At 67.4% G+C, this 23,006-nt stretch carries 18 protein-coding genes; 4 read left to right on the top strand and 14 right to left on the bottom strand.

Translation table 11 applies throughout. The features are described 5' to 3' along the window. Window positions 1-39: 39 nt before the first annotated feature. Window positions 40-321 (top strand): DUF2798 domain-containing protein, encoded by a 282-nt coding sequence (locus ACRSCF_RS07980; protein ID WP_016447604.1) that lies wholly within the window; start codon window positions 40-42, stop codon window positions 319-321. 36 nt (window positions 322-357) lie between these two features. Here the strand turns inward: ACRSCF_RS07980 and ACRSCF_RS07975 are convergent, their stop codons facing one another. From ACRSCF_RS07975 to ahpC, 5 genes are all read right to left on the bottom strand, one after another. Next, window positions 358-1,479, bottom strand: coding sequence for a hemin-degrading factor (locus ACRSCF_RS07975; RefSeq protein ID WP_034364177.1), 1,122 nt, complete (start codon window positions 1,477-1,479; stop codon window positions 358-360). After that, entirely contained in the window at window positions 1,476-1,829 is a 354-nt protein-coding gene (locus tag ACRSCF_RS07970) for a hypothetical protein (RefSeq protein ID WP_016447606.1), read from the bottom strand. Before ACRSCF_RS07970 ends, ACRSCF_RS07975 begins: the two co-directional genes overlap by 4 nt. A gap of 70 nt (window positions 1,830-1,899) precedes the next feature. After that, entirely contained in the window at window positions 1,900-4,188 is a 2,289-nt protein-coding gene (locus ACRSCF_RS07965) for a TonB-dependent hemoglobin/transferrin/lactoferrin family receptor (RefSeq protein ID WP_034364179.1), read from the bottom strand. Between the two features lie 310 nt (window positions 4,189-4,498). Continuing rightward, entirely contained in the window at window positions 4,499-6,055 is a 1,557-nt protein-coding gene (ahpF, locus tag ACRSCF_RS07960) for an alkyl hydroperoxide reductase subunit F (RefSeq protein WP_016447609.1), read from the bottom strand. 104 nt (window positions 6,056-6,159) lie between these two features. After that, complete coding sequence (gene ahpC / locus ACRSCF_RS07955; RefSeq protein ID WP_016447610.1) at window positions 6,160-6,723, bottom strand: alkyl hydroperoxide reductase subunit C; 564 nt, start codon at window positions 6,721-6,723, stop codon at window positions 6,160-6,162. Between the two features lie 368 nt (window positions 6,724-7,091). Between ahpC and bfr the strand changes: the two genes are divergently transcribed. Further along, a complete protein-coding gene (bfr, locus tag ACRSCF_RS07950; protein ID WP_016447611.1) occupies window positions 7,092-7,568 on the top strand; it encodes a bacterioferritin in 477 nt (158 codons plus the stop codon). 94 nt (window positions 7,569-7,662) lie between these two features. On the opposite strand, the gene ACRSCF_RS07945 is transcribed toward bfr, so the two are convergent. From ACRSCF_RS07945 to ACRSCF_RS07935, 3 genes are all read right to left on the bottom strand, one after another. Then, window positions 7,663-8,961 (bottom strand): sensor histidine kinase, encoded by a 1,299-nt coding sequence (locus ACRSCF_RS07945; protein ID WP_034364181.1) that lies wholly within the window; start codon window positions 8,959-8,961, stop codon window positions 7,663-7,665. A 97-nt stretch (window positions 8,962-9,058) separates the two neighbouring features. Further along, window positions 9,059-9,784, bottom strand: coding sequence for a FadR/GntR family transcriptional regulator (locus tag ACRSCF_RS07940; RefSeq protein WP_432675489.1), 726 nt, complete (start codon window positions 9,782-9,784; stop codon window positions 9,059-9,061). Between the two features lie 86 nt (window positions 9,785-9,870). Then, on the bottom strand, window positions 9,871-11,205 hold the full coding sequence (locus ACRSCF_RS07935) for an MFS transporter (protein WP_016447614.1): 1,335 nt from the start codon (window positions 11,203-11,205) through the stop codon (window positions 9,871-9,873). A 216-nt stretch (window positions 11,206-11,421) separates the two neighbouring features. Here ACRSCF_RS07935 and ACRSCF_RS07930 point away from each other — a divergent pair, with 216 nt between their 5' ends. Then, window positions 11,422-11,964, top strand: a complete 543-nt coding sequence (locus ACRSCF_RS07930; RefSeq protein ID WP_016451261.1) for an ureidoglycolate lyase — start codon at window positions 11,422-11,424, stop codon at window positions 11,962-11,964. 62 nt (window positions 11,965-12,026) lie between these two features. Here ACRSCF_RS07930 and ACRSCF_RS07925 read toward each other — a convergent pair whose 3' ends face one another. The 3 genes from ACRSCF_RS07925 to ACRSCF_RS07915 all read right to left on the bottom strand — a co-directional run bounded on the left by ACRSCF_RS07925 (window position 12,027) and on the right by ACRSCF_RS07915 (window position 17,125). Beyond that, on the bottom strand, window positions 12,027-12,995 hold the full coding sequence (locus tag ACRSCF_RS07925; protein ID WP_016447616.1) for an alpha-E domain-containing protein: 969 nt from the start codon (window positions 12,993-12,995) through the stop codon (window positions 12,027-12,029). Continuing rightward, entirely contained in the window at window positions 12,996-14,465 is a 1,470-nt protein-coding gene (locus tag ACRSCF_RS07920) for a circularly permuted type 2 ATP-grasp protein (RefSeq protein ID WP_016447617.1), read from the bottom strand. Window positions 14,466-14,608: 143 nt separating this feature from the next. Then, a complete protein-coding gene (locus ACRSCF_RS07915; RefSeq protein ID WP_244387907.1) occupies window positions 14,609-17,125 on the bottom strand; it encodes a DNA internalization-related competence protein ComEC/Rec2 in 2,517 nt (838 codons plus the stop codon). 174 nt (window positions 17,126-17,299) lie between these two features. On the opposite strand from ACRSCF_RS07915, the gene ACRSCF_RS07910 reads away from it, so the two are divergent. Further along, the gene (locus tag ACRSCF_RS07910; protein ID WP_012206880.1) at window positions 17,300-17,758 is read left to right on the top strand and encodes a RidA family protein; all 459 of its coding nucleotides are present in this window, start codon (window positions 17,300-17,302) and stop codon (window positions 17,756-17,758) included. A 40-nt stretch (window positions 17,759-17,798) separates the two neighbouring features. Here ACRSCF_RS07910 and ACRSCF_RS07905 read toward each other — a convergent pair whose 3' ends face one another. From ACRSCF_RS07905 to ACRSCF_RS07895, 3 genes are all read right to left on the bottom strand, one after another. Further along, entirely contained in the window at window positions 17,799-19,568 is a 1,770-nt protein-coding gene (locus tag ACRSCF_RS07905) for a methyl-accepting chemotaxis protein (RefSeq protein ID WP_034364183.1), read from the bottom strand. A 128-nt stretch (window positions 19,569-19,696) separates the two neighbouring features. After that, window positions 19,697-22,084 (bottom strand): DNA topoisomerase IV subunit A, encoded by a 2,388-nt coding sequence (gene parC, locus ACRSCF_RS07900; RefSeq protein WP_016447621.1) that lies wholly within the window; start codon window positions 22,082-22,084, stop codon window positions 19,697-19,699. A gap of 39 nt (window positions 22,085-22,123) precedes the next feature. Continuing rightward, entirely contained in the window at window positions 22,124-23,005 is an 882-nt protein-coding gene (locus tag ACRSCF_RS07895; RefSeq protein ID WP_209801606.1) for a lytic transglycosylase domain-containing protein, read from the bottom strand. Window position 23,006 lies beyond the last annotated feature (1 nt).

The following is a 23,006-nucleotide window of genomic DNA, read 5'->3' as shown; positions in this document are numbered from 1 at the left end:
CGCGCCGAATCGACAAGCGGCCTGACCGGATACGCCTTCATGCCCGATACCTCTGCCTCCATCGCTCCCGCAACCCCTGCGGCGCCGCGCAGCCGCAAGCTGCACCGCCGCTTCGCGCCCATCGTCTTTGCCTTCTACATGTCGGCCATCATGGCGTTTCTGATGTGCTGCGCCATCGTCGGCGCCAACAGCGGCCTGGGCGCCGACTACCTGCGGCGCGTGATGCAGACCTATGTGCTGGCCATGCCCGTGGCCTTTGTCTGCGTGATGGTGGTGCGTCCGCTGGTGGGCAGGCTGGTGGCCGCCACCGTGCATCTCTGAGGCGGCCCGGCCGGCTCTTTCCAGGGCCTGGGCCGCTCAGGCCAGTGTCTGCACTGCCAAGCGCGGCAAGCCCGCCACCAGCTCGCGCCATCCCGGCAGTTCGGCCAGGCCCGGTTTGCGCTCGCCAAAGAACATGGCCATCAGATCGCCCTGCGCGTCGAAGGCCTCGACCGAGGTGACCACGCCATCGGCCGTGGGCTTTTGCACGGCCCAGACGCTGGCGATCATGTCGCAGCGCAGATGCAGGTTGAAGCCCGGGTCCAGCACATTGATCCATTGCGCGCCGCCGGGCGTGCCCATGGGCTGGATATTGTGCACGGGGCCGGTATGGATCTGGATGCAGCCGCCGCTGTCCACGAAGACCATGATGGGCAGCCCGTCCACCGTCGCATCACCCAGCAACTGGGCCACGGACTCGGGTGCCAGCCGCGCGCAATGGCCGGGGACCAGACGGAAGGCTTGCTGGCGCTCCACGCCGAACCGGCGCAGCAGGTCGAAGAATTCATGCGTGTCCTGAAGGGCATCCCAGGCGGCGCTCAGGCCGTGCACGTCGATGACCTTGTCGGACTGCGGCAGCGCTCTGGGCCGGGCATGGCGAAACAGGTAGCCCGCGCTGGGCTCGGCAAAGCGCCGTACCAGCGCATCCCACGCTGCCATGTCGGTGGACTCGCGCGCATGGACCTTGTGCACGGCGCGGCCGTGGGCATTGAAGAACTGCAGGCTGTGCGTGGCCGGCCTTCCAGCCTGGGCGGGCTGCTCGGTCACGGCATAGCCGGCATGCCATTGGGCAAAGAACAGGCGCAGGTCGATCTCGCGGCCCAGCGCCAATCCCACGCCGCCGCTGGCCGAGAGCTTCTGGTACACGCCCGTCTTCTCATGCACCGTGGACTCATTGCGCGTGAGCGCCATCACGGTGCCGCAGTCCTGCAGCGCGCGCAGCACCTGCAGCCACTGCGCGCGCAGCGGCACGACCTGCAGGCCGCCGTCATGCAGGCCCGCGTGGGCGCCGATGGCGGCACCTTCGGGCAGGCCCATGGATTCGGCGGCCTCCTTGGCTCGCAGGCCGCTCTGGCGTGCCTGGGCAAAGCGCTGGCGCACGTCGGGCGCATTGACGGGAATCAGCAGGTCATCGCAGGCTGCGGCGGCGGTGGTGATCATTGCAGGGTCTCCAAAGGGGCATGCCAGAGCGCGTGGGCAACGGAGGGATGGCGGGTCTCGGCCGCCGCCTCGGCCCGGGGTGCGCGCTGCGCGGCGCTGGCCTCGGAGACCGCCTGCCAGCGCCGCTGCAGGCGTTGCAGCAAGGCCCGCATGTCCGGCGAAAAGCTGCTGTCGCCGGACAGGCCCTGCAGTTGATCGGCCACCTTGCCGGCAATGGCGGGCCGGTGGGCCTCGCAGCAACCGTGGCCGAAGCCGGTCATCAGCGCCAGCGTGGCGGCCAGCTGGGCCTCGCCTTCGGCCAGCAGGTATTCCTCGTCACGGGCAAGGCTTTCACTCTCGGTACGGTGCATGGGGCTCTCCTTGCGTTGCAAAACATCGTTGGGACACGGGTCGCGGCGCCTGGCCTTCAGGCGCCGGGCTTCAGAAATCCTTGATCAGCGAGACGCGCGCATGGCGCCCCGGCTGGCTGTAGGCGTCGGCAATCGCCGTGGTGGCCAGCAGGCCGCGCACATCGGACCAGCGCCAGTACTTCTTGTCGGTCAGGTTGTAGATGCCGGCGTTCAGGCGCAGGTCGGGACGGATGCGCCATTGCGCGCTCAGGTCCAGCACCGTGGCCGAGGGGCTGAGCCAGGCCGTGCTGCCGTTGGACACGTCGCCGGCCTTCTTGCCGCTCCAGTGCGAGACGTTGAACTGCACGCCCACGACAGAGCGCTCGTAGCGCACGCCCAGCACCAGTTGCTGGGGCGAGATGGTGTCCAGCGGCTTGTCGGACTGCGTGTCCTTGCCATCGGTGTAGCCGTAGGCCAGGCGCGTTTGCCAGTCGCCGCCGGCCCAGCGGCCCCAGTCGTAGTCGGCCTTGAGTTCGAAGCCGCTGATGCGGGCGCGGCCCACGTTGATGGACTGGTAGATGGCGGGGTTGGCCGCGTTGCCGGGCTGGCCCGCAACCAGTTGCTGGTCGACGATGAAGTCCTTGTAGCGTCCCGTGAACACGGCGGCGTCCAGGCGCAGCCTGTCCATGCGCCCGCGCAGGCCCAGCTCGAAGGTCTGGCTCTTTTCGGGCCGCAGGTCGGGATTCGGAATGTTGCGGTAGAACGCCACCGGGTTCTCGAAGAAGGCGTTGATCTGCCCGGCATTGGGCGCCCGGAAACCTGCCGCATAGTTGCCATAGACGGACCAGACCGGGCTGGCCTGCAGCATCACGCCCAGCTTGGGCGAGAGCGCGGAGTCCGAGTTGCTGACCACGGTGGGCACAAAGCCGTTCTGCCGGGGCTTGATGCTGTAGTGCTCGGCGCGCAGGCCCGGGGTCACGCTCCAGGGGCCGTTGTGCAGTTCGGCCTGGGCGAACAGGGCGGTGGCGCTTTCGGTGGTGTCGGGGAAGCGCTTGAGCGGGAAGCTCTCGCCCACGGGCGGCGTGATGCCGCTTTGCACGTTGACCACCTTGTTGCGGAGGTAGTCCAGCCCGTACGTGAACTTGCCGCTGGCCGAGGAACTCCAGCGCAGCAGGCGGCTGGCCTGGGCGTGCAGCTGGATCGCGTCCTCGTCATAGGTCACGTCGCGCTCGCGGTACGGCAGACCGATGCGCGTCTCGGTGACGAATTCGCGCGCGTCGGACTTCTGGTAGCTGGCCATCAGCTGCAGTTCGTCGGCCAGCGCCGTGCCCAGCTGCTGCCACTGGCCCTGCCAGCTGGCCCGCCAGCGCTTCATGTCGGTGCGCGAGTCGGAATTGGCCACGGTGGCCGAGCGCGCGGACAGCAGGGCGTAGTCGGCGCGCTTGTCCACGTTCTCGAAGGTGAAGACATGCTTGTGCACGGCGCTGGGCGTGAAGACCAGGCGGCCCATCAGCGATTCGCTGCGGTCTTTCTCGGGATTGGGCGTGGTGCGCGCCGCGCCCGTCACGTTGTTCGTGCCCATGTTCTCCAGCGCACGGGAGCGGCCCAGGCCCGCCGACAGCAGCCAGGCCCATTCGGGGCTGACTCGGCCCGCCACGGTGGCGCCCAGCTTGCGGCCGTTGTCCGAGCCGTCATAGCCGGCAGCCACGCGGCCGGCGATGCGCTTGTCCCTGCCCAGCAGATCGTCCGGCTGCACGGTCACGAAGTTGACCAGGCCGCCCATGCCGTCCGATCCATACAGCGCGGGCGTGGAGCCGCGCAGGATTTCCACGCGCTGCACCAGGCCCAGGTCCAGGTAGTCGCGGCCGAAGCTGTTGGCGCTGAAGCTGTAGCTGCGCGGCAGGCGCACGCCATCGACCAGCATGAGCACGCGGTTGCCATCCAGGCCACGGATGTTGAAGCCGCTGTTCTGGTCACGCCCGGCCGACGAGGCCGCCAGCGAGAAGCGCGCCGGGGCGCGCGGCACATCGATATTGGGCAGCAGGTTGACCATCTCGCGGATGTCGCTGGCCTGCTCGCGCTCCATGCGGCCGGCGTCGATCACGTCGATGCTCATGGGCAGGGTGTCAGGGTCCTGCACCTCGCGCGAGGCGCTGATCACCATCTCCTTGAGGGCCGGGGCACGGGTCCGTGCCCCGGACGCGGCCTGCGCCAGCAATTGCGTGTCGGCATCTCCGGCGTTTGCGGCATTTGCCGCGTCTGCGGCGGCCTGCCCCGGCCCCTGGGCCAGGGCAGCGGAGGCGCACAGCACCGCGCAGGCGGCGGCCAGGGGATGGCGCGCCCGCCGGGCGCATGATTGCATTGCGAAGTCGTAAGCCATTGCGAAGCCCTCTCTCTCTGATCAACATGGATGTGCGAGAGCTGGCTTCTGGTTGCAGCGGCTGGCGGTTGGCCCGCCAGCCGTTGGCGCGTCATGTGCTGGCTGGATGGAGAAAAATTATATGCGAATAGTTCTCATTCATTGATTTGATCTGGCGCATAGGCCCTGGAGCAATCCCTGCTGGCATACCGGGCTGCTGGACAGCCATCTGTGTGCCACCTGCGCCGGCAAGGCACGCGCCTGACAGCGCCGGAATGAAAAAAAGGCCCGGATGCCGAGGCATCCGGGCCCTTTCTCACGCCTGTTCAGCTCAGTGGCGGATCAGGTGGTCGAAGGCCGACAGCGCAGCCGTGGAGCCGGCACCGGCAGCGATGATGATCTGCTTGTACGGCACGTTGGTGCAGTCGCCTGCGGCGAACACGCCGGGCACGCTGGTGTGGCCCTTGGCATCGATCACGATCTCGCCGAAGCGGGTCAGCTCCACCGTGCCCTTGAGCCAGTCGGTGTTGGGCAGCAGGCCGATCTGCACGAAGATGCCTTCCAGCGCCACGGTCTTGACCTCTTCCGTCGTGCGGTCCTTGTAGGTCAGGCCGGTGACCTTCTTGCCGTCGCCGTTGACCTCGGTGGTCTGGGCGTTGAGGATGACGGTCACATTGGGCAGGCTCTTGAGCTTCTTTTGCAGCACGGCATCGGCCTTGAGCTCGCTGGCGAACTCCAGCAGCGTCACGCTGCGCACGATGCCGGCCAGGTCGATGGCCGCTTCCACGCCCGAGTTGCCGCCGCCGATGACGGCCACATTCTTGCCCTTGAACAGCGGTCCGTCGCAGTGCGGGCAGTAGGTCACGCCCTTGGTGCGGTACTTGTCCTCGCCGGGCACGTTCATGTTGCGCCAGCGCGCGCCGGTCGAGAGGATGACGGTCTTGGCCTTGAGGCTGGCGCCCGAGGCGGTCTGCACCTCGATCAGCCCGCCTTCCGTGGCAGCCGGAATCAGTTTGGACGCCGTCTGCAGGTTCATGATGTCCACCTCGTAGTCGCGCACATGGCGCTCCATGGCGGCGGCCAGCTGAGGGCCTTCGGTCTTGGAGACCGAGATGAAGTTCTCGATGTCCACGGTGTCCAGCACCTGGCCGCCGAAGCGCTCGGCGGCAATGCCGGTGCGGATGCCCTTGCGTGCCGCATAGATGGCAGCGGCCGCGCCGGCGGGGCCGCCACCGACGATCAGCACGTCGAAGGCGTCCTTGGCGGAAATCCTGGCCGCTTCACGCGAAGCGGCGCCGGTGTCGACCTTGGCGACGATCTCGGCCAGCTCCATGCGGCCCTGGCCGAAGCGCTCGCCATTGACGAAGACCGTGGGCACGCCCATGACTTCGCGCTGCTCGACTTCCTTCTGGAACAGCCCGCCGTCGATGGCGGTGTGGCTGATCTTGGGATTGAGCACGGACATCAGGTTCAGCGCCTGCACCACGTCGGGACAGTTGTGGCAGGACAGCGAGTAATAGGTCTCGAAGTGCAGCGGCACGTCGATATTGCGCACCTGCTCCAGCAACTCGGCCGATTCCTTGGACGGATGGCCGCCGACCTGCAGCAGGGCCAGCACCAGCGAGGTGAATTCATGGCCCAGGGGGACGCCTGCGAAACGCACGCCGCTGTCCACGCCGGGATTGGTGATCAGGAAGGAGGGCTTGCGCACCTGGGCATCGTTGTGCTCGACAACGGTGATCTTGTCGCTCAGCTCGCGGATCTCCAGCAGCAGCTCCTTCAGCTCGCGCGCACCCTGGCTGTCATCCAGCGAAGCCACCAGCTCCACCGGACGCTGCAGGCGCTCCAGGTAGGCCTGCAATTGGGCTTTCAGGTTGTTGTCAAGCATGTCGGACTCCTCTGGAAATACGAAATTCTGGGAAAAAAAAGCCCGGGCGCCAGGCACCCGGGCGTCTTCAACAGTTCAACTGTGAACAGGAAGCGGTGTACCGCTTAGATCTTGCCGACCAGGTCGAGCGAAGGAGCCAGGGTCTTGTCGCCTTCTTCCCACTTGGCGGGGCAGACTTCACCGGGGTGGTTGCGGACATACTGGGCAGCCTTGACCTTGCGCAGCAGGTCGACGGCGTTGCGGCCGATGCCTTCGGCGGTGATTTCCACGGCCTGGATCACGCCATCGGGGTCGACGATGAAGGTGCCGCGGTCAGCCAGGCCCTGGCCGGGACGCAGGACTTCGAAGTTGTTGCTGATTTCCCAGGTGGGATCGCCCAGCATCGTGTACTTGATCTTGCGGATGGTGTCCGACGCGTCGTGCCATGCCTTGTGCACGAAGTGGGTGTCGGTGGACACGGAGAACACTTCCACGCCCAGCTTTTGCAGTTCGTCGTAGTGGTCGGCCACGTCGCCCAGCTCGGTGGGGCACACGAAGGTGAAGTCAGCGGGGTAGAAGAAGAACACGGCCCACTTGCCCAGGACGTCCTTTTCGGTCACTTCGATGAACTTGCCATTCTTGAAGGCCTGCGTCTTGAAGGGCTTGATTTGGGTGTTGATCACGGACATTGCTGTTTCCTTTGTGGTTGGTGAGTGAACACAGGACGAAGTCTAGGCCCAGGCCATCGATTGATCCAATGAATTGATTGAATTCATCCGATTGCCAAAAACTATGTGAACATCCTTGTCTCCAGGCCTGCGGGCTTGACCAGCCCGCCACCGGCCTGAAGAGGCTATTTTGGGCCGAAATATGACAACGCAATGCAGCAACCCCGCAGCCGCGTCAGCATGCCGGCCCGCAAACGAGAACGCGCCTCATAAGCAGCCAATGCGTGATAACAGGGGTTTGCTTGATCTGACGCAGAAACCCTAGACAATCCACCCCTATAGCGGCCGCCGATCGGCGCGGTCCCCCACGTACAACAAAGGAGTTCCCCATGCAAGGCGACGCCCAAGTCATCACCTGGCTGCAAGCCCAGCTCAAGAACGAGCTGACGGCCATCAACCAGTACTTCCTGCACTACCGCATGTACAAGCACTGGGGCTTCGACAAGCTGGCCAAGAAGGAATACAAGGAGTCCATCGGCGAGATGAAGCACGCCGACTGGCTCATGGACCGCATCTTCGTGCTCGACGGCCTGCCCAACCTGCAGGATCTGGGCAAGCTGCAAGTCGGCGAGGACGTGCCCGAAGCCCTGGCTTGCGACCTGAGCAGCGAGAAAACCGCGCAGCAGACCATCAAGGACGGCATCGCCCACTGCGAAAGCGTGCGCGACTACGTCTCGCGCGACCTGCTGCAAAAGATCCTGGACGATACCGAGGAGCACATCGACTACCTCGAAACCCAGCTGGACCTGATCGACAAGGTCGGCATCCAGAACTATCTGCAGTCGCAGATGGACGAAGAGTCCTGAGCACCGGACTCAGGGGCGGCGGCACAGGCTGCGCCCCGCACGCGAAACGACGGGCCTGTGTGCCCGTTTTTTCATCTCCTGGCCCAGCTATCGGTCACTCGTCGGCGTATCGCAGCGGAAACAGAAGCAGAAAGGTCGTGCCGGTCTGCGCGGCCGACTGCACCTCGATCGTGGCGTCCAGCAATTCCGCCAGCCGCTTGACGATGGACAGGCCTATCCCCTCGCCTGCGCCGCTGCGGTAGCGGGCCGCCGCGACGCCGGGCCGTGGCTCGCCCCCGGCGCGGACCTCTGCGGAGGCCGCCGACGTCAGATGGCCCGAAGGGTCCAGGTCCGTGGCGTGCTTGAGGGCGGCAACCAGGGGCGCCGCCGGCTCCATGCCGGGGCCCGTATCCCCGATGGAGAGCATCCAGCGGCGCTGGTCCTCCCCATCACCAAGGGCCCACTTCACCGTGACGCCGCCCTCCTGGGTGTACTTGAGCGCGTTGAGCACCAGGTTCTGCGCGATGCGGCGCAGTTTCAAGGCATCCCCCTCCACCGGCATCGTCCCCGGCCCCTGCAGGTGCAGGTACAGGCCGCGCTCGTTGGCCAGGGCCTGCAGTCCCTCGCACAGATGGGTGATCACCTGGGCTGCGTCAAAGGAGGTCAGCTGGCGATGCTCGCGCCCGGCGTGCAGCTTGGCCAGCTCCGTCACGTCATCCAGCAGATGTCGCAGCGACTGGACGTTGCGGTCCAGCATGCGCAGGAGTTTCTCGCGCGACTGCGCCGGCGCATGCTGCATGCCCAGGCCATGCGTCACATTGGCCACCACGCCGACGTTGCTGCGCAGGTCATGCGCAACCTGCTCCCACAGTTGCGAGCGCTGCAGGTCCAGCGCGCTCAGGTCATGCAGCGCCGCTTCCAGGTCCCGGACATGGCCTTCGGCCTCCTGCTGCTGCAGGCGGAAATACTGGGTGCTGCTGTCCTGAACGTCGCGGGTATAGGTGGCGGCCCAGGCCTTGCGCGCAACGGGCATGGCGACGTGCGCATCAGGGCGCCCCTGGGCATAGTCCTCCAGCTGCGCCACCATGACTTCGTTGAGCAGCCCCAGCTCGCGCACGACTTCATGCAGGTCATAGCCCTGCTGCCAGCGGTGCAGGCCGTGGGCGGCGGCCTGCTCGCCATCGCCCGGCAGCTCGGCGGTGTCTGCCGGTGCACCACCCAGGGTCCGCAGTTGCTGCTCGAACGCGGCCAGCACGGCCGGGATGTGATCGTTCAGCTGGGTTCGGGGAAGCGCCTCACCAGCGGTCAGCGCCGGGTCCCGCCTGACGGCCTTGCGCCATGTCTGCAAGAGTCCTTCGCGCTGCGCCTCTAGGGCGTCTGCCAGTATGCAGAGTTCATTTCCTTGGCTTGTCATGGATCGGCATCCGGGCGGTCTGTGGATAGGGAAAAAATGCGCTGCGCCGATGATGGTAAGGCCAAAAACCCGGCCGATCAGGCACGGGCTGGCGTGCCTACAGGCCGGTGGGAAAGTGCACGCCCGCGCGCTGGGCCGCCTGCACGATGTGGGTGGCCATGGCCTGCTGGGCCAGCTCGGGATGGCCGCGGGACAGGGCATCGATGATGGCCGCATGCTCCTCGGTGGTCGCATGCCGTGCGCCCCGCTTGTAGAACGGCAGGCGCTGGCTTTCCTGCATGACCTCGCCGCTGCCGCGCAGCACGTCGGCGATGGCATGGTTGCCCGAGATAGTGGCGATCTGCAGGTGGAACTCGAAATCCAGTCGCGTGGCCTGCACGAAATCGGCCCGCTCTATGCTCTGCTGCATGGCCTGCAGATTGGCCTGCAGGGCCTGCACATCCTCAGGCAGCACCACCAGGGCCGCCAGGCGCGCCACAAAGCCCTCCAGCGCGTAGCGCAGCTGATAGACATCGGTGAGCGCATGCGAGTCGGCAAAGCGCCATGCGTCTGCGGCCGCAGCCTCGGGCGCCTCGGTCACGTACATGCCCTTGCCGGGCCGGGCCACGACCAGGCCCAGCCCCTGCAGCGTGGACAGCGCCTCGCGCAGCGAGGTGCGGCTGATGCCCAACTGCTCCGACAGGTCGCGCTGCGAAGGCAGGAGCGAGCCCACCGGATACACGCCGCCCTCGATCCACTCGCGGATCACGCGGGCGGCATTGCCGGCAACGGCGGTGCTGGCAGGGTTGCCGGCGGGTGTGCTGATGGCGGTGCTGGGTTCCATGCGTTGGCGGATCTCTGGCCCGGGGGCGGTGCGCCGATCTTAGCGACTGCGCGCCTCGCCCGCCGGTTCACGCGCCCTGTCCGGCGCTACTTGTTGACCAGTTTGGCGGGCACGGTATAGGTCAGGAAGGCCCCGAACAGCAGCACGCCGGCCAGCACGAACATGGCCGCATTGGTGCTCTGCGTCGCATCCTTGATGAGGCCGATCATGTAGGGGCTGATGAAGCCGGCCAGGTTGGCGAAGGAGTTGATCAGCGCAATGCCGGCCGCAGCGCCTGCGCTGGACAGGATGGCCGTGGGCAGGCTCCAGAACAGTGGCGAGGTTGCCAAGCTGCCGCCCGCGGCCAGCGCCAGGGCGGCCAGCGACAGGTAGACGTTGCCGCTGAAGATGGCCGACAGCATCAGGCCCGCCGCGCCCACGCAGAACGGAACGATCAGGTGCCAGCGGCGCTCGCGCATGCGGTCCGAGCTGCGGCTGACAAGGTTCATGGACACCACGGCCACCGAAAACGGCACGGCCGTCAGCAGGCCGATCTGGAAGGCACCCTCCACGCCCGACTGGCGGATCAGGCTGGGCAGCCAGAACGTGAGCCCGTACTGGCCCATGACGGTGCAAAAGCAGATCATGGCCATCTTGATGATGCGCGGGTCGGAAAACAGTGCGCGCAGCGTGACGTGGCTGTCGCTCTTGCTGGCGTTCTCGCGGGCGATGTTGCGCTCCAGCAGGGTCTTTTCCGCCTCGGTCAGCCAGCGCGCTGCGCGGATGCTGTTGTCCAGGTACCAGAGCACGGCCAGGCCCAGGATCAGCGAGGGAATGGCCTCGATCAGGAACAGCCATTGCCAGCCGCGCAGCCCCGCCACGCCCTGCATCAGGTCCATGATGCCGCCCGACAGCGGTCCGCCCAGGATGCCCGAGACCGGGATCGCGCACATGAACAGCGCCACCATGCGGGCGCGCCGGTACGAGGGAAACCAGTAGGTCATGTACAGGATCATGCCGGGGTAGAAACCGGCCTCGGCCGCGCCCAGCAGGAAGCGCAGCACGTAGAACTGCGTGGGCGTGGTCACGAACATCATGGCCGCCGAGATCAGGCTCCACATGATCATGATCCGCGAGATGGTGGCCTTGGCTCCTATGCGGTGCATCAGCATGTTGCTGGGCACCTCGAAGAAGAAATAGCCGATGAAGAACAGCCCCGCGCCCAGGCCGTACATGGCCTCGCTGAACTGCAGGTCGGCCAGCATGTGCAGCTTGGCAAAGCCCACGTTCACCCGGTCCAGATAGGCCGCCACGTAGCAGGCCATGATGAAGGGAAGCAGGCGCCAGGCCACCTTGCGGTAGACGGCTGCCTCGGCCGGCGTTTCGCTGGACAGCGCCGGGGCCGCGCCGGCGGCCTCGGCGGATGCGGGAAGTGATGACATCAGGAAGTCCTTGGTTGAAGGGTTGCGATCAACTGGTATGACCGGTCTGAAAATACGGAGCGAATGTTGCCCTTCCCGCCGGCCAATGCACACTCGCATTTACCCGAACCACCGCAAATGACGCGCAGGACATAGGCTGGCGTCACTCAGATTTGACAAAATCCCCAGGCAACAGCAAACTGGTAATACCAGTATGAAAACAAGAGGCAATACTTCGTGAGTACCTTGTCAGAGACCCGCCCCGCCCGCCTTCGCCTGCGCGTCCAACCGCTGACCGCCGAAGCCTTTGCCGAGTTTGGCGAGGTCATCGACAGTGCAGGCCACACGCCGCTGCTGATCAATGACGGCATGACCGAGCGCTACCATGCCCTGGCCCGCGTGGACACGGGCGGCAGCGAGGGCCACGCGCTGATCAACCTGTTCCACGCCCGCCCCTATGCGCTGCCCCTGCAGCTGACGAGCATGGAGCGCCATCCCCTGGGCAGCCAGGCCTTCATGCCGCTGGACGCCCAGCCCTTCATCGTGGTGGTTGCGCCCCTGGGCGAGCAGGTGGCGCCCGGCGACCTGCGCGCCTTCATCACCAACGGACGCCAGGGCGTGAACTACCGCCGCGGCGTCTGGCACCACTCGCTGATTGCCCTGAACGCGCCCGCGCGCTTCATCGTGGTGGACCGGGGAGGCCCTGGCGACAACTGCGACGTGGTGCCCATCGGCGATGCCGAAGGCGTTGTGCTGGAGCTGGACAGCGCGCAGGACTGAATGGCCCTGCCCCAATGAACAAAGCCGCCCGAGGGCGGCTTTGTTCATTGGGCGACGGCGGCTCAGGCAGGCACCAGGAAGTCGCGGCTGATGCCCTGACCCAGGTCGTGCACGCGATCCAGGAACTGCGTGAGATAGGCGTGCAGGCCCGTGGCCAGGATTTCGTCGATGCGCGCATAGCGCAGGTCAGCCAGCAGGCGGCCCGCCTTGCGCTGGGTCTCGCGCGACTGGTCGTTGGCCACGCTTTCCAGGTTGGCCACCACTTCCAGCATGCTGGCCAGCAGCGAGCGCGGCATGTCGCTGCGCAGCATCAGCAGCTCGGCCACGCGCTCGGGCGTGATCACGTCGCGGTAGACCTTGCGGTAGACCTCGAAGGCCGAGACGCTGCGCAGCAGCGCGCTCCAGTGGTAGAAGTCGAAGGGCGTGGCCCCTTTGCCCGACGCTCCGTTGCGCGCGCTGCCATGGTAGTCGCGCTCGATGGCGTGGAATTTCACGTCCAGCAGGCGCGCCGTGTTGTCGGCGCGCTCGATGAAGGTGCCCAGGCGCAGGAAGTGGAAGGCCTCGTCCTGCAGCATGGTGCCCAGTGTCACGCCGCGCGACAGGTGCGAGCGGTGCTTGACCCATTCGAAGAACTGGCCCGGATCGCGCTCCCAGTCCCCCTCGGCCAGCAGGCGCTTGAGTTCCAGCCAGGTCTGGTTCTGGGTCTCCCAGGCCTCGGTGGTCAGCGCCCCGCGCACGGCACGCGCATTCTCCCGCGCAGCGCGCAGGCAGGAGGCGATGGACGATGAGTTGCTCTCGTCGCGCACCATGAAGTGCAGCACGGCCTCTCGCTGCACCTCGCCGTGGCGGGAGGCATAGGCGGGGATCAGCTCGCTGATGGACAGCACGCCCTGCCAGGCCTTGCGCGCCGCCTGAGGCGCCTGGGGCAGCATGGAAGTGTCATAGGAGACGTTGAGCATGCGGGCAGTGTTCTCCGCACGCTCCGTGTAGCGGGACATCCAGTACAGATGATCGGCAGTACGGCTGAGCATTCAATGTCCTCCCTCGTTTGACTCACCGGCCCCGAGCACCCAGGTGTCCTTGGTGCCGCCGCCCTGTGATGAATTGACCACCAGCGAGCCTTCCTTGAGCGCCACGCGCGTGAGGCCGCCGGCCACCATGCGTACCTGATTGCCGCTGAGCACGAAGGGACGCAGGTCGATATGCCTTGGAGCGATGCCCTGCTCCACCAGGGTGGGGCAGGTGGACAGCGCCAGCGTGGGCTGCGCGATGTAGCCGCCGGGATTGGCGATGAGCGCGCGGCGGAAATCCTCTATCTCGCCGCGCGAGGCGGCAGGCCCGATCAGCATGCCGTAGCCACCGGCGCCATGGACTTCCTTGACCACCAGCTCATCCAGGTGGTCGAGCACGTAGCGCAGGTCGTCGGGCTTGCGGCACAGCCAGGTCGGCACGTTCTGCAGAATGGGTTCCTCGCCCAGGTAGAAGCGGATCATCTCCGGCACATAGGGATAGACCGATTTGTCGTCGGCCACCCCCGTGCCCGCCGCATTGCAGATGCTGACGTTGCCCGCGCGGTAGGCGCGCATGAGGCCGGGGCAGCCCAGCGTGGAGGTGGGACGGAAGACTTCGGGGTCCAGAAAATCATCGTCCACGCGCCGGTAGATCACGTCCACGCGCTGCAGGCCGCGCGTGGTGCGCATGTAGACCACGTCCTTGTCCACCACCAGGTCCTGGCCCTCGACCAGCTCCACGCCCATCTGCTGGGCCAGGAAGGCGTGCTCGAAGTAGGCGCTGTTGTACATGCCGGGCGTGAGCACCACCACCGTGGGCTCGGGCGTGCCGGCCGGAGCGCTGGCGCGCAGCGTCTCCAGCAGCATGTCGGGATAGTGGGCCACGGGCTCCACGGGATGACGGGAGAACAGGTCGGGGAACAGCCGCATCATCATGCGGCGGTTCTCCAGCATGTAAGACACGCCCGAAGGCACGCGCAGGTTGTCCTCCAGCACGTAGTACACGCCCTCGCCCTGGGCATTGGCGGCACGCACGATGTCGATGCCGGCGATGTGGGCGTAGATGCCGCCCTGCACGGCAAGGCCCCGCATCTCGGGGCGGTACTGGCTGTTGTTCAGCACCAGCTCGCGCGGCAGCAGGCCCGCGCGCAGGATTTCCTGGTCGTGGTAGACGTCGTGCAGAAAGCGGTTGAGCGCCGTCACGCGCTGCACCAGGCCTGCCTGCATGCGCTCCCATTCATGGGACGGGATGACGCGCGGAATCAGGTCGAAGGGAATGAGGCGCTCGGTGCCGGCGCCACTTTCATCCTTGTCGCCGTAGACGGCGAACGTGATGCCTACGCGCCGGAAGATGATCTCGGCCTCGGCGCTGCGCGCTCGCAGCGTCTGTTCGGACTGGCGCGCAAGCCATTGCGCATAGTCCTTGTAGTGCAGGCGCACATCGCTGCCGTCGAACGGCGTCATCGTGTACATCTCGTCAAATGGATGCATTCGTCACCTCCTGTCGCTGCATGTGTACGAGGTAAAGCAAGCTGCGGGCCAGCCCTCGTATCGCACCAGTGTAGCGATAGGTAACCTCAATCCGGACAAGCGGTATCCAGCATATGCCGGCTGCGCGGCCATCGGCACCCGTCCTATCCGCCCTGCCTCTGCGTGATGTGCCTGACGTGCGTGACATGCATGTCCCAGTAACGGCGCGCCCGCTCCCGCTCGCAGACCAGCTGTGCGGGATCGGCAGAGCGCCAATGCGCTGCGCCGCAGCGGGCCGACTGCACCACGCTGGAGCCGTTGGCCTCATAGCGCCGCACCACCTCGGGGACCGGGTGTCCATAACGGCTGCGGTATCCCGCCTGCACCATGGCCCAGCGCGGTGCCAGAGCCTGCACCAGAGCGGTGCTCGATGAGGTGCGGCTGCCGTGGTGCGGCACCAGCAGCCACTGCACGGGCGTGAAGGCGCCGGCCTGCGCCAGCGCCCTTTCCTGTGCAGCCTCGATATCGCCGGCCAGCAAGGCCTGCACCCCGGATGCCGAACGCAGCAGCAGCACGCAGCTGCCCGCATTGGCGTGGGCCAGGGCCTGCGCGGCCGGCAGCGGTTCGCCCGCGGGTGGATGCAGCACCTGCATCTGCACGCCATCCCACTCCCACTGCTGGCCGGCCTCGCAGCGGCGCACGGCGCCCAGGCCGGCCAGAGCGGGGTCCAGGATCACGGAGTCCGATCCCCAGACCTCGGCCTGCGGCTGCGCGGCATGCACGGCCAAGGCACCGCCCGTATGGTCGCCGTCGCGGTGGCTGAGCCACAGCGCATCCAGGCGCAGCCCCAGGGCCTGCAGCAGCGGCACCAGCACCCGTTCGCCGGCATTGCTATCCATGCCGTACTGCGGACCCGTGTCATACAGCAGGGCGTGCCGGGCCGTGCGCAGCAGCACGGCATTGCCCTGGCCTATGTCCACGGCCATCAAATCGAACTCGCCATGCGCCGGTGCGGCCGGCGGCCACCACAGGGCCGGCAGGCACATGGCCAGGCCCCAGCAACGCCATCCGGCCGGCACCGGAGCCACCAGCGCCAGGCCTGCACCCAGCGCAGCCAACCCCGCCCACAGCGGCGGCTGCGGCAGTTGCAACACGGCCCAGCCCCACCGGTCCAGCCACTGCAGCAGTTCCAGCAGCGGCGCCAGCGCCAGCGCCGCGCCCGTCCAGAACGGGGGCCACAAGGCCCCCAGCAAGGCCAGTGGCGTGACCACGAAAGTCACCCAGGGAATCGCGGCCAGATTGGCCAGCAGCCCCGACAGCGACAGCTGGCCAAACAGCATCAGCCCCAGCGGCGCCAGCGCCAGAGTGATGCGCCACTGCTCACCCCACAACGCCAGGGCACGGGCGGGCAGCGACGGCCGCACCGCGCCCTGCATGCGTGCATCGGTCGCCAGCAGCACGCCCACGGCGACAAAACTCAGCCAGAAGCCCGCCTGCCACAGGGCCCAGGGATCGAGCACGACAACCACGGCCAGCGCCAGGCACCACACGGCGGGCCAGGGCCAGCGCAGCCCTGTGACGCGCAACGCGGCCACCGTTGCCAGCATGCACACCGTGCGCTGCGCCGGCAGACCCCAGCTGAACAGGGCATAGCCGCCCGCCAGCAGCACGCCAGCCAGCAGGGCCGCCTGCGGCGCCGGGCACCACAGGCAGGCCCGGGCACTGCAACGCCACAGTCGCCCCACGACCAGCGCAGCCAGCCATGCGAACAGGGTGATATGCAGTCCGGAAATACTCATCAAATGGGCCACGCCGGTATGGCGGAACAGCGTCCAATCGTCACGCGCAATGGCCTGCTGATCGCCCATGGCCAGGGCGGCCACCACGCCCAGCATGCGCGGCGACTGCGCGGGGTCCATGCCTACGCGCTGCATGGCTTGCGCGAGTGCGGCTGCCCGGTTCACGATGGCCTCGCGCATCTGCTGGCGCCAGCGCTGCAGGGCGTAGGCGCCGGTGTCGGCCAGCAGGCTCGCCGCTGGCTGTTCGCGCACATAGCCCGTGGCCTGCACGCCCTGCTCCCACTGCCACAGCTCATAGTCGAAACCGTGGGGATTGCGCGCGCCATGCGGGCGCTTGAGCCGCACGGTCAGGTCCCAGCGCTGACCCGGGCGCAAGACGGGCAGCGACGCTGCGGCGCCCTTGGACGCCCGGCCCCGGGCTGCGTACCAGGACAGCTCGATCAACCCGGGAAACGGCGCCAGGGCCTCTTCGCTGCCCGCGATCTGCGCCTGCTCCACGGCCATGCGCCAGCGCACGCCCTGGGCCATGTTCTGGGGCAGCGATGCCACGACGCCGACGATGCGCAGGTCACGCCCTTCCAGCTGCGGCGACAGCGCGTGGCCCGCAAAGTCCTGGGCACGCCAGCCTGTCAGGCCGGCCGCCAGCGAGGCTGCGCAAGCGGCGACCCACAGGCCGCTGACCGCGCCGCGGCGGCCGCCGGCCCGGGCCCGCCGGACCTGTCCTGACAGACACAGCAAGGCCAGGCCCATCATCAGCAGATACATCCACAGCGGCCACAGCTGCGGCTGCGTGACCTGCCAGGCGGCACCGACCACGCAGCCGAGCAGCCACGGCGTCCACGAAGACGATGAAGGAGTGGGTGCAGGGGCCACAGCGCGCATCCAGGCATGCTAAAAGCAGGTGCCTCGAAGCCACCGTGCTCCGACTCAGATTCGGACAAGAATCAGACTGGCGCATGCCCAGCCCCTGACATGCCAAGGTGCACGGGGGCTGTGTCACACTGTCCGCCACCCCGGCACTGGCGCCGGATTTTTCTTGTCTCGAAGGAATCAACGATGAGCGTTTACGAACAACTGAAGGCCCTGAACATCGAACTGCCGTCGCCTGCCATCCCGGCGGCAGCCTACGTGCCCTATGTGCAGACGGGCAATCTGGTGTTCCTGAGCGGACATATCGCACGCAAGGACGGCAAGGTCTGGGCAGGCCAGCTGGGCCGTGATCTGCAGACTGCCGACGGCCAGCAGGCCGCGCGCGCCATCGCCATCGACCTGATGGGCACGCTCCAGCACGCCGCCGGCGGCGACCTGGGCCGCGTGCGCCGCATCGTCAAGCTGATGTGCCTGGTCAACTCCACGGGCGACTACACCGAGCAGCATTTGGTGGCCAACGGCTGCAGCGAGCTGCTGGGCCAGGTCTTCGGCGATGCCGGCACTCATGCGCGCAGCGCTTTCGGCGTGGCCCAGATCCCGCTGGGCTCCTGCGTGGAAATCGAGCTGATCGCCGAACTGGCCTGATCGGCATGCCGCCGCACGGCGCCGCCGTGCTCGCAGGCGGCTAGAAACTCTCCCATTGGCCATCCTCGGCTGCCGGTGCGGCGGGCCGGGGCGCCGAGGCCAACTTGGGCGCCGCCTCCCTTGCTGCGGCAGGCCGCGCGGCAACCGGCCCGACAGCCGCAGGCGCCACGGCTGCTGCCGGCCGCCTTGGCGCTGCGGCCGCGCTGTGCGCAGTGCGCACCGCCGGCGCAGCCTGCCTTGCGAGCGTCGTCGGCGAGGGCGCCAGGTGCGCCACCTTGAACACCGCCACCGTGCGCGACAGCTGCTCGGCCTGCTCACGCAGGCTTTGCGCCGCGGCCGCGCTTTGCTCGACCAGGGCCGCGTTCTGCTGCGTCATCTGGTCCAGCTGTCCCACGGCCTGATTGACCTGGGCCACGCCCGCGCTTTGCTCCGAAGAGGCCGCCGTGATCTCGCCGATGGTGTCGGCCACGCGCTGCACGGACTGCACGATGCCCTCCATGGTGGTGCCGGCATCGCCCACCAGGCGGGCGCCGTCCTCCACCCGTTCCACCGAAGCGCCGATGAGCTGGCGTATCTCCTTGGCAGCCGCCGCGCTGCGCTGGGCCAGCGTGCGCACCTCGCTGGCCACCACGGCAAAGCCCCGGCCCTGCTCGCCGGCGCGGGCCGCCTCCACGGCGGCGTTCAGCGCCAGGATATTGGTCTGGAAGGCAATGGAGTCGATGACGCCGACGATGTCGGCAATCTGCCGGCTGCTGTCGTTGATGCCTTTCATGGTCTCGACCACCCGGGCCACGACCTCACCGCCGCGCTGGGCCACCTGTGACGCGCCCGCCGCCAGGCTGCTGGCCTGCTGCGCACTGCTGGCGCTTTGCTGCAGCGTGCTGGTGAACTGCTCCATGGCGGCCGCGGTCTCCTGCAGGTTGCTGGAGGTCTGCTCGGTGCGCACGGACAGGTCGTGGTTGCCGGTGGCAATCTCGGCACTGGCGATGGCAATGCTGTCCGTGCTCTGGCGCACCTGCTGCACCATGCCCGACAGCGATTCGCTCATGGCCTGCAGCGAGCGCAGCAGGTCGCCGAATTCGTCAGCGCGCTGTGTCTGCCCCTGCGCGGCTGCGCTCAGGTCGCCTGCGGCAATGCGTTCGGCCAGTTCCCTGGCCTGGGCCAGGGGACGGCGGATGCTGGCAATCAGGAAATGGGCGCCGATGACGATGCACAGCAGCAGCACGCCCACGGCCGCAGCGGCAAAACCCACGGTGAGCCTGCGCGAGGCTGCCGTCTCTTCCTGGCTGCTGCGCACCACCTGCTCCTGCATCTGCACGAAGTCGCGCAGCGTCTGCAGATAGGCATCCACGGCAGGGTTGTAGGACTGCTTGACCAGGGCCAACGCCTGCTCCTGCCGGCCGTCGGCCTTGAGCTGGCGTGCCTGGGCACGCAGTTCGATCATGGTCTTGCGGGCTGCCGCAATCCTGGCCATCTGCGCCTTGTCTGCGTCGGACAGGGGCATGGCTTCCAGTGATTTCTGCACCTCGGTGATCCGCGCCGAGGTGGCGCTGATCACGTCCTTGAACTCGGCCTCGACGGCAGCATCACTGCTGACCACCAGGGCCTGGGTGCGGGCCGCATTGGTTTCGGTCAGCCCCATCCAGCGCACGGCGGCCTGGACCCGCGCCTGCATCTCCTGGGTGACAACCTCGGACCGGGCCTGGACCTGGGCCGAGCGATAACCCGACAAGCCGACCACGCCCACCAGCGCCACCACGATGGCGGCCACGGCAAGCCACAGCTTGTGTGCCATGCGAAGTCGCAGCATATCCAGTCTCCCTCATGTTGGAAGACTCCATGTTGAGGCCTGCAGCAGGGCCCGGAGGTCGGAAAAACCCAGAGAAAACCCCTGATCCACCCCTTTCGCGGAAGGCATTGCAGGGGCAGATGCGCTCTTTACTCCACGCGCGTCACGCTTTGCGGCTTGAAGCCCAGGTCGGCCGACTTGCCCTTGCGGCCGCGCGTGCCACGGGCATTGTTGAGACTGCGGATCTCCAGCGTCTCGCTGCGCTCCTTGCCGCCGCGGCCCAGGCCATCGATGCGGATGCTGCGCGTGTAGGCGGCAGCGCCCGCCAGGGTGTCCTTGTCCTCCAGGTCGAGCAGCATCAGCCCGCGGCCGCCCTTGGCCATGTGCTTGAGGCTGGCGATCTCGAAGGTGAGGATGCGGCCGCCCGTGGAGGCGCAGATCACATGCGTGGCCGGCAGCAGCAGGCCCGCGCCCTGCTCGCCTTCCTGCGGCTCGGCGCGTGCACCCATGGGCACGCCGTAGGCCGTGGACGGGGCGCACAGCGTCTCGCCGTCGGCCAGCGTCACGAAGGCCTTGCCCGCCTTCTGGCGCGAGACCATGTCGCCCACCATGGCCACGAAGCCGTAGCCGCCCGACCCCGACAGCAGCAGCGCCGTTCCTTCGGCTCCCGCGAAGTAGTACAGGATCTGGGTGCCGGCCTCCAGCTCGATGAGCGTGGTCACGGGCTGGCCATCGCCGCGCCCGCCGGGCAGCTGCGACACCGGCACCGAATAGACCCGGCCATTGCTGCCGAAGGCCAGCAGCTGGTCCACCGTGCGGCACTCGAAGGTGCCGTGCAGGCTGTCGCCGGCCTTGAAGCTGAGCGTGCCCGCATCGACGCCATGGCCCTGGCGCGTGCGCACCCAGCCCTTGTCCGAGATGATGACCGTCACGGGCTCATCGACCACCTTGACTTCGGCGACCACCTTCTTTTCTTCCTGGATCAGCGTGCGGCGCGCATCGGCGAACTGCTTGGCGTCGGCCTCGATCTCCTTGCAGATCAGGCGGCGCATGACGCTCTCGCTGCCCAGGATGTCTTCGAGCTTGCCCTGCTCGACGCGCAGTTCCTTGAGTTCCTGCTCGATCTTGATGGCCTCCAGCCGCGCCAGCTGGCGCAGGCGGATTTCCAGAATGTCGTCGGCCTGGCGCTCGGACAGCGCAAAGGCATCGATCAGCGCCTGCCTGGGCTCGTCGCTGGCCCGGATGATGGCGATGACCTTGTCGATGTTCAACAGCACGGCCTGGCGGCCTTCGAGGATGTGGATGCGGTCCAGCACCTTGGCCAGCCGGTGCTGGCTGCGCCGCGTGACCGTGGTCTGGCGGAAGGCGATCCATTCCTCGAGCATCAGGCGCAGGCTTTTCTGCACCGGCCGGCCATCGAGGCCGATCATGGTCAGGTTGATGGAGCTGGACGACTCCAGGCTGGTATGCGCCAGCAGCGCCGTGACCAGCTCCTGCTGCGGCACCTTGCCGGTCTTGGGCTCGAAGACCAGGCGCACGGGCGCATCCTTGCTGGACTCGTCGCGCACGCCATCGAGCACCGCCAGCATGCTGGCCTTGAGCTGGGTCTGTTCCTGGCTCAGCGCCTTCTTGCCGGTCTTGACCTTGGGGTTGGTGATGTCCTCGATCTCTTCGAGCACCTTCTGCGCAGAGACGCCGGGCGGCAGCTCGGTCACCACCATCTGCCACTGGCCGCGCGCCAGCTCCTCGATCTTCCAGCGCGCGCGCAGCTTGAGGCTGCCGCGCCCCGTGCGGTAGGCATCCTGGATGTCGGAGGCGCTGCTGATGATCTGCCCGCCGCCCGGATAGTCGGGGCCGGGGATGATCTGGAACAGTTCCTCGTCGCTGAGCTGCGGCCGCTTGATCAGGGCCACGCAGGCGTCGGCCACCTCGCGCAGGTTGTGGCTGGGGATTTCCGTGGCCAGGCCCACGGCAATGCCGCTGGCGCCGTTGAGCAGGGCGAACGGCAGGCGCGCGGGCAGCTGCTGCGGCTCCTGCGTGCTGCCGTCGTAGTTGGGCACGAAGTCCACCGTGCCCATGTCGATCTCGTCGAGCAGCAGGCCCGTGATCTTGGACAGGCGCGCCTCGGTGTAGCGCATGGCCGCTGCGCCGTCGCCGTCGCGGCTGCCGAAATTGCCCTGGCCATCGACCAGCGGATAGCGCTGGTTGAAGTCCTGGGCCATGCGCACCAGCGCGTCGTAGGCCGACTGGTCGCCGTGCGGGTGAAAGCGACCCAGCACATCGCCGACCACGCGCGCGCTTTTGACGGGCTTGGCCGCCGTGTTGTGGTTGGGGCCGCTGTAGCTCAGGCCCATGCGGTCCATGGCATACAGAATGCGCCGCTGCACGGGCTTGAGGCCGTCGGTGACATCGGGCAGTGCCCGGCCCTTGACGACCGACAGTGCGTATTCAAGGTAGGCGCGCTGTGCGTACTGGCCCAGGTCCAGGGCATCGCCGGCCGCCTGTTGGGCCAGATCCAGAGTGTTTTGATCGCTCATGAAGAAATTCGTGATCTCAATAAATGCAGTGAAGGCCGCTCATCGCGGCGATGGCAGCCCTGTGGACAAGGTCATCCGTATCCGGGGCGCTGTGCCAGGCTGTGCCGCCACCGCAGGCGCTGCCTGGCCCGCACGCTGGCGCCCGCCCTGCAGCTGCTCGTAGATACCGAGCACGGCCTTCACGTAATTGCGGGTTTCCTGATAGGGAGGAATGGCCTGCCCCGCACGCCGCACGGCACCCTCGCCCGCGTTGTAGGCGGCCAGCACCAGGTCCAGCCGCCCGGGGAACAGCCCCATCAGATGGTTGAGGTAGCGCGCGCCGGCCGGCACGTTGACGGCCGGGTCGGCCAGTTGCTGCTGCACGCTGCGCTGGCGGCTGGCCTCCACGCCGAAGCGCTGGGCCGTGGCCGGCATCAGCTGCATCAGGCCGACTGCGCCCTTGGGCGAGATGGCCTGCGCGTCAAAGCCCGACTCGACGGCAATCACGGCCTTGAGCAAGTCGTAGTCCACCCCCGTGTGGTCCGCCGCCTTGCGCAGATGGCCGCGCACGCTCTTGTAGCGCGGCGAGATGTCGAAGAAGCTTTGCATCCGCGTGCTCGCCTGCAGCCTGCGCCCGGCATCGCTGCCGCCGTCATCGTCGGCAGCGGCCTCGGCTTCCACCAGCGGGGGCTTGAGTCCCTGCTCGGTGCTGTCATACAGCGAGCCGCGGAAGTAGAGCTTGTAGCGCTCGTCCAGCGCCTGCGCGGCGAAGTGCGTGATGCCGCGCTCGTCCACGAAGGCCCAGAGATCGGCATGCGCGGGCTGCGCCCCCCCCCACAGCGCCAGGGCCGCGCCCAGCGCTGCAAGCGCACGCGCGGCAGCGGCGCGCGCAGGGTGCGGGCGGTGCGGAAGGTGCTGTGGGGCAGCCGGGCGCAGGGGCATG

The organism is Delftia sp. 11MD (genome assembly GCF_050907895.1).
Taxonomy (GTDB): Bacteria; Pseudomonadota; Gammaproteobacteria; order Burkholderiales; family Burkholderiaceae_C; genus Comamonas; species Comamonas tsuruhatensis.
The sequence above is the reverse complement of the archived record's forward strand: the minus strand, read 5'-3'. Positions and strand labels throughout refer to the sequence as shown.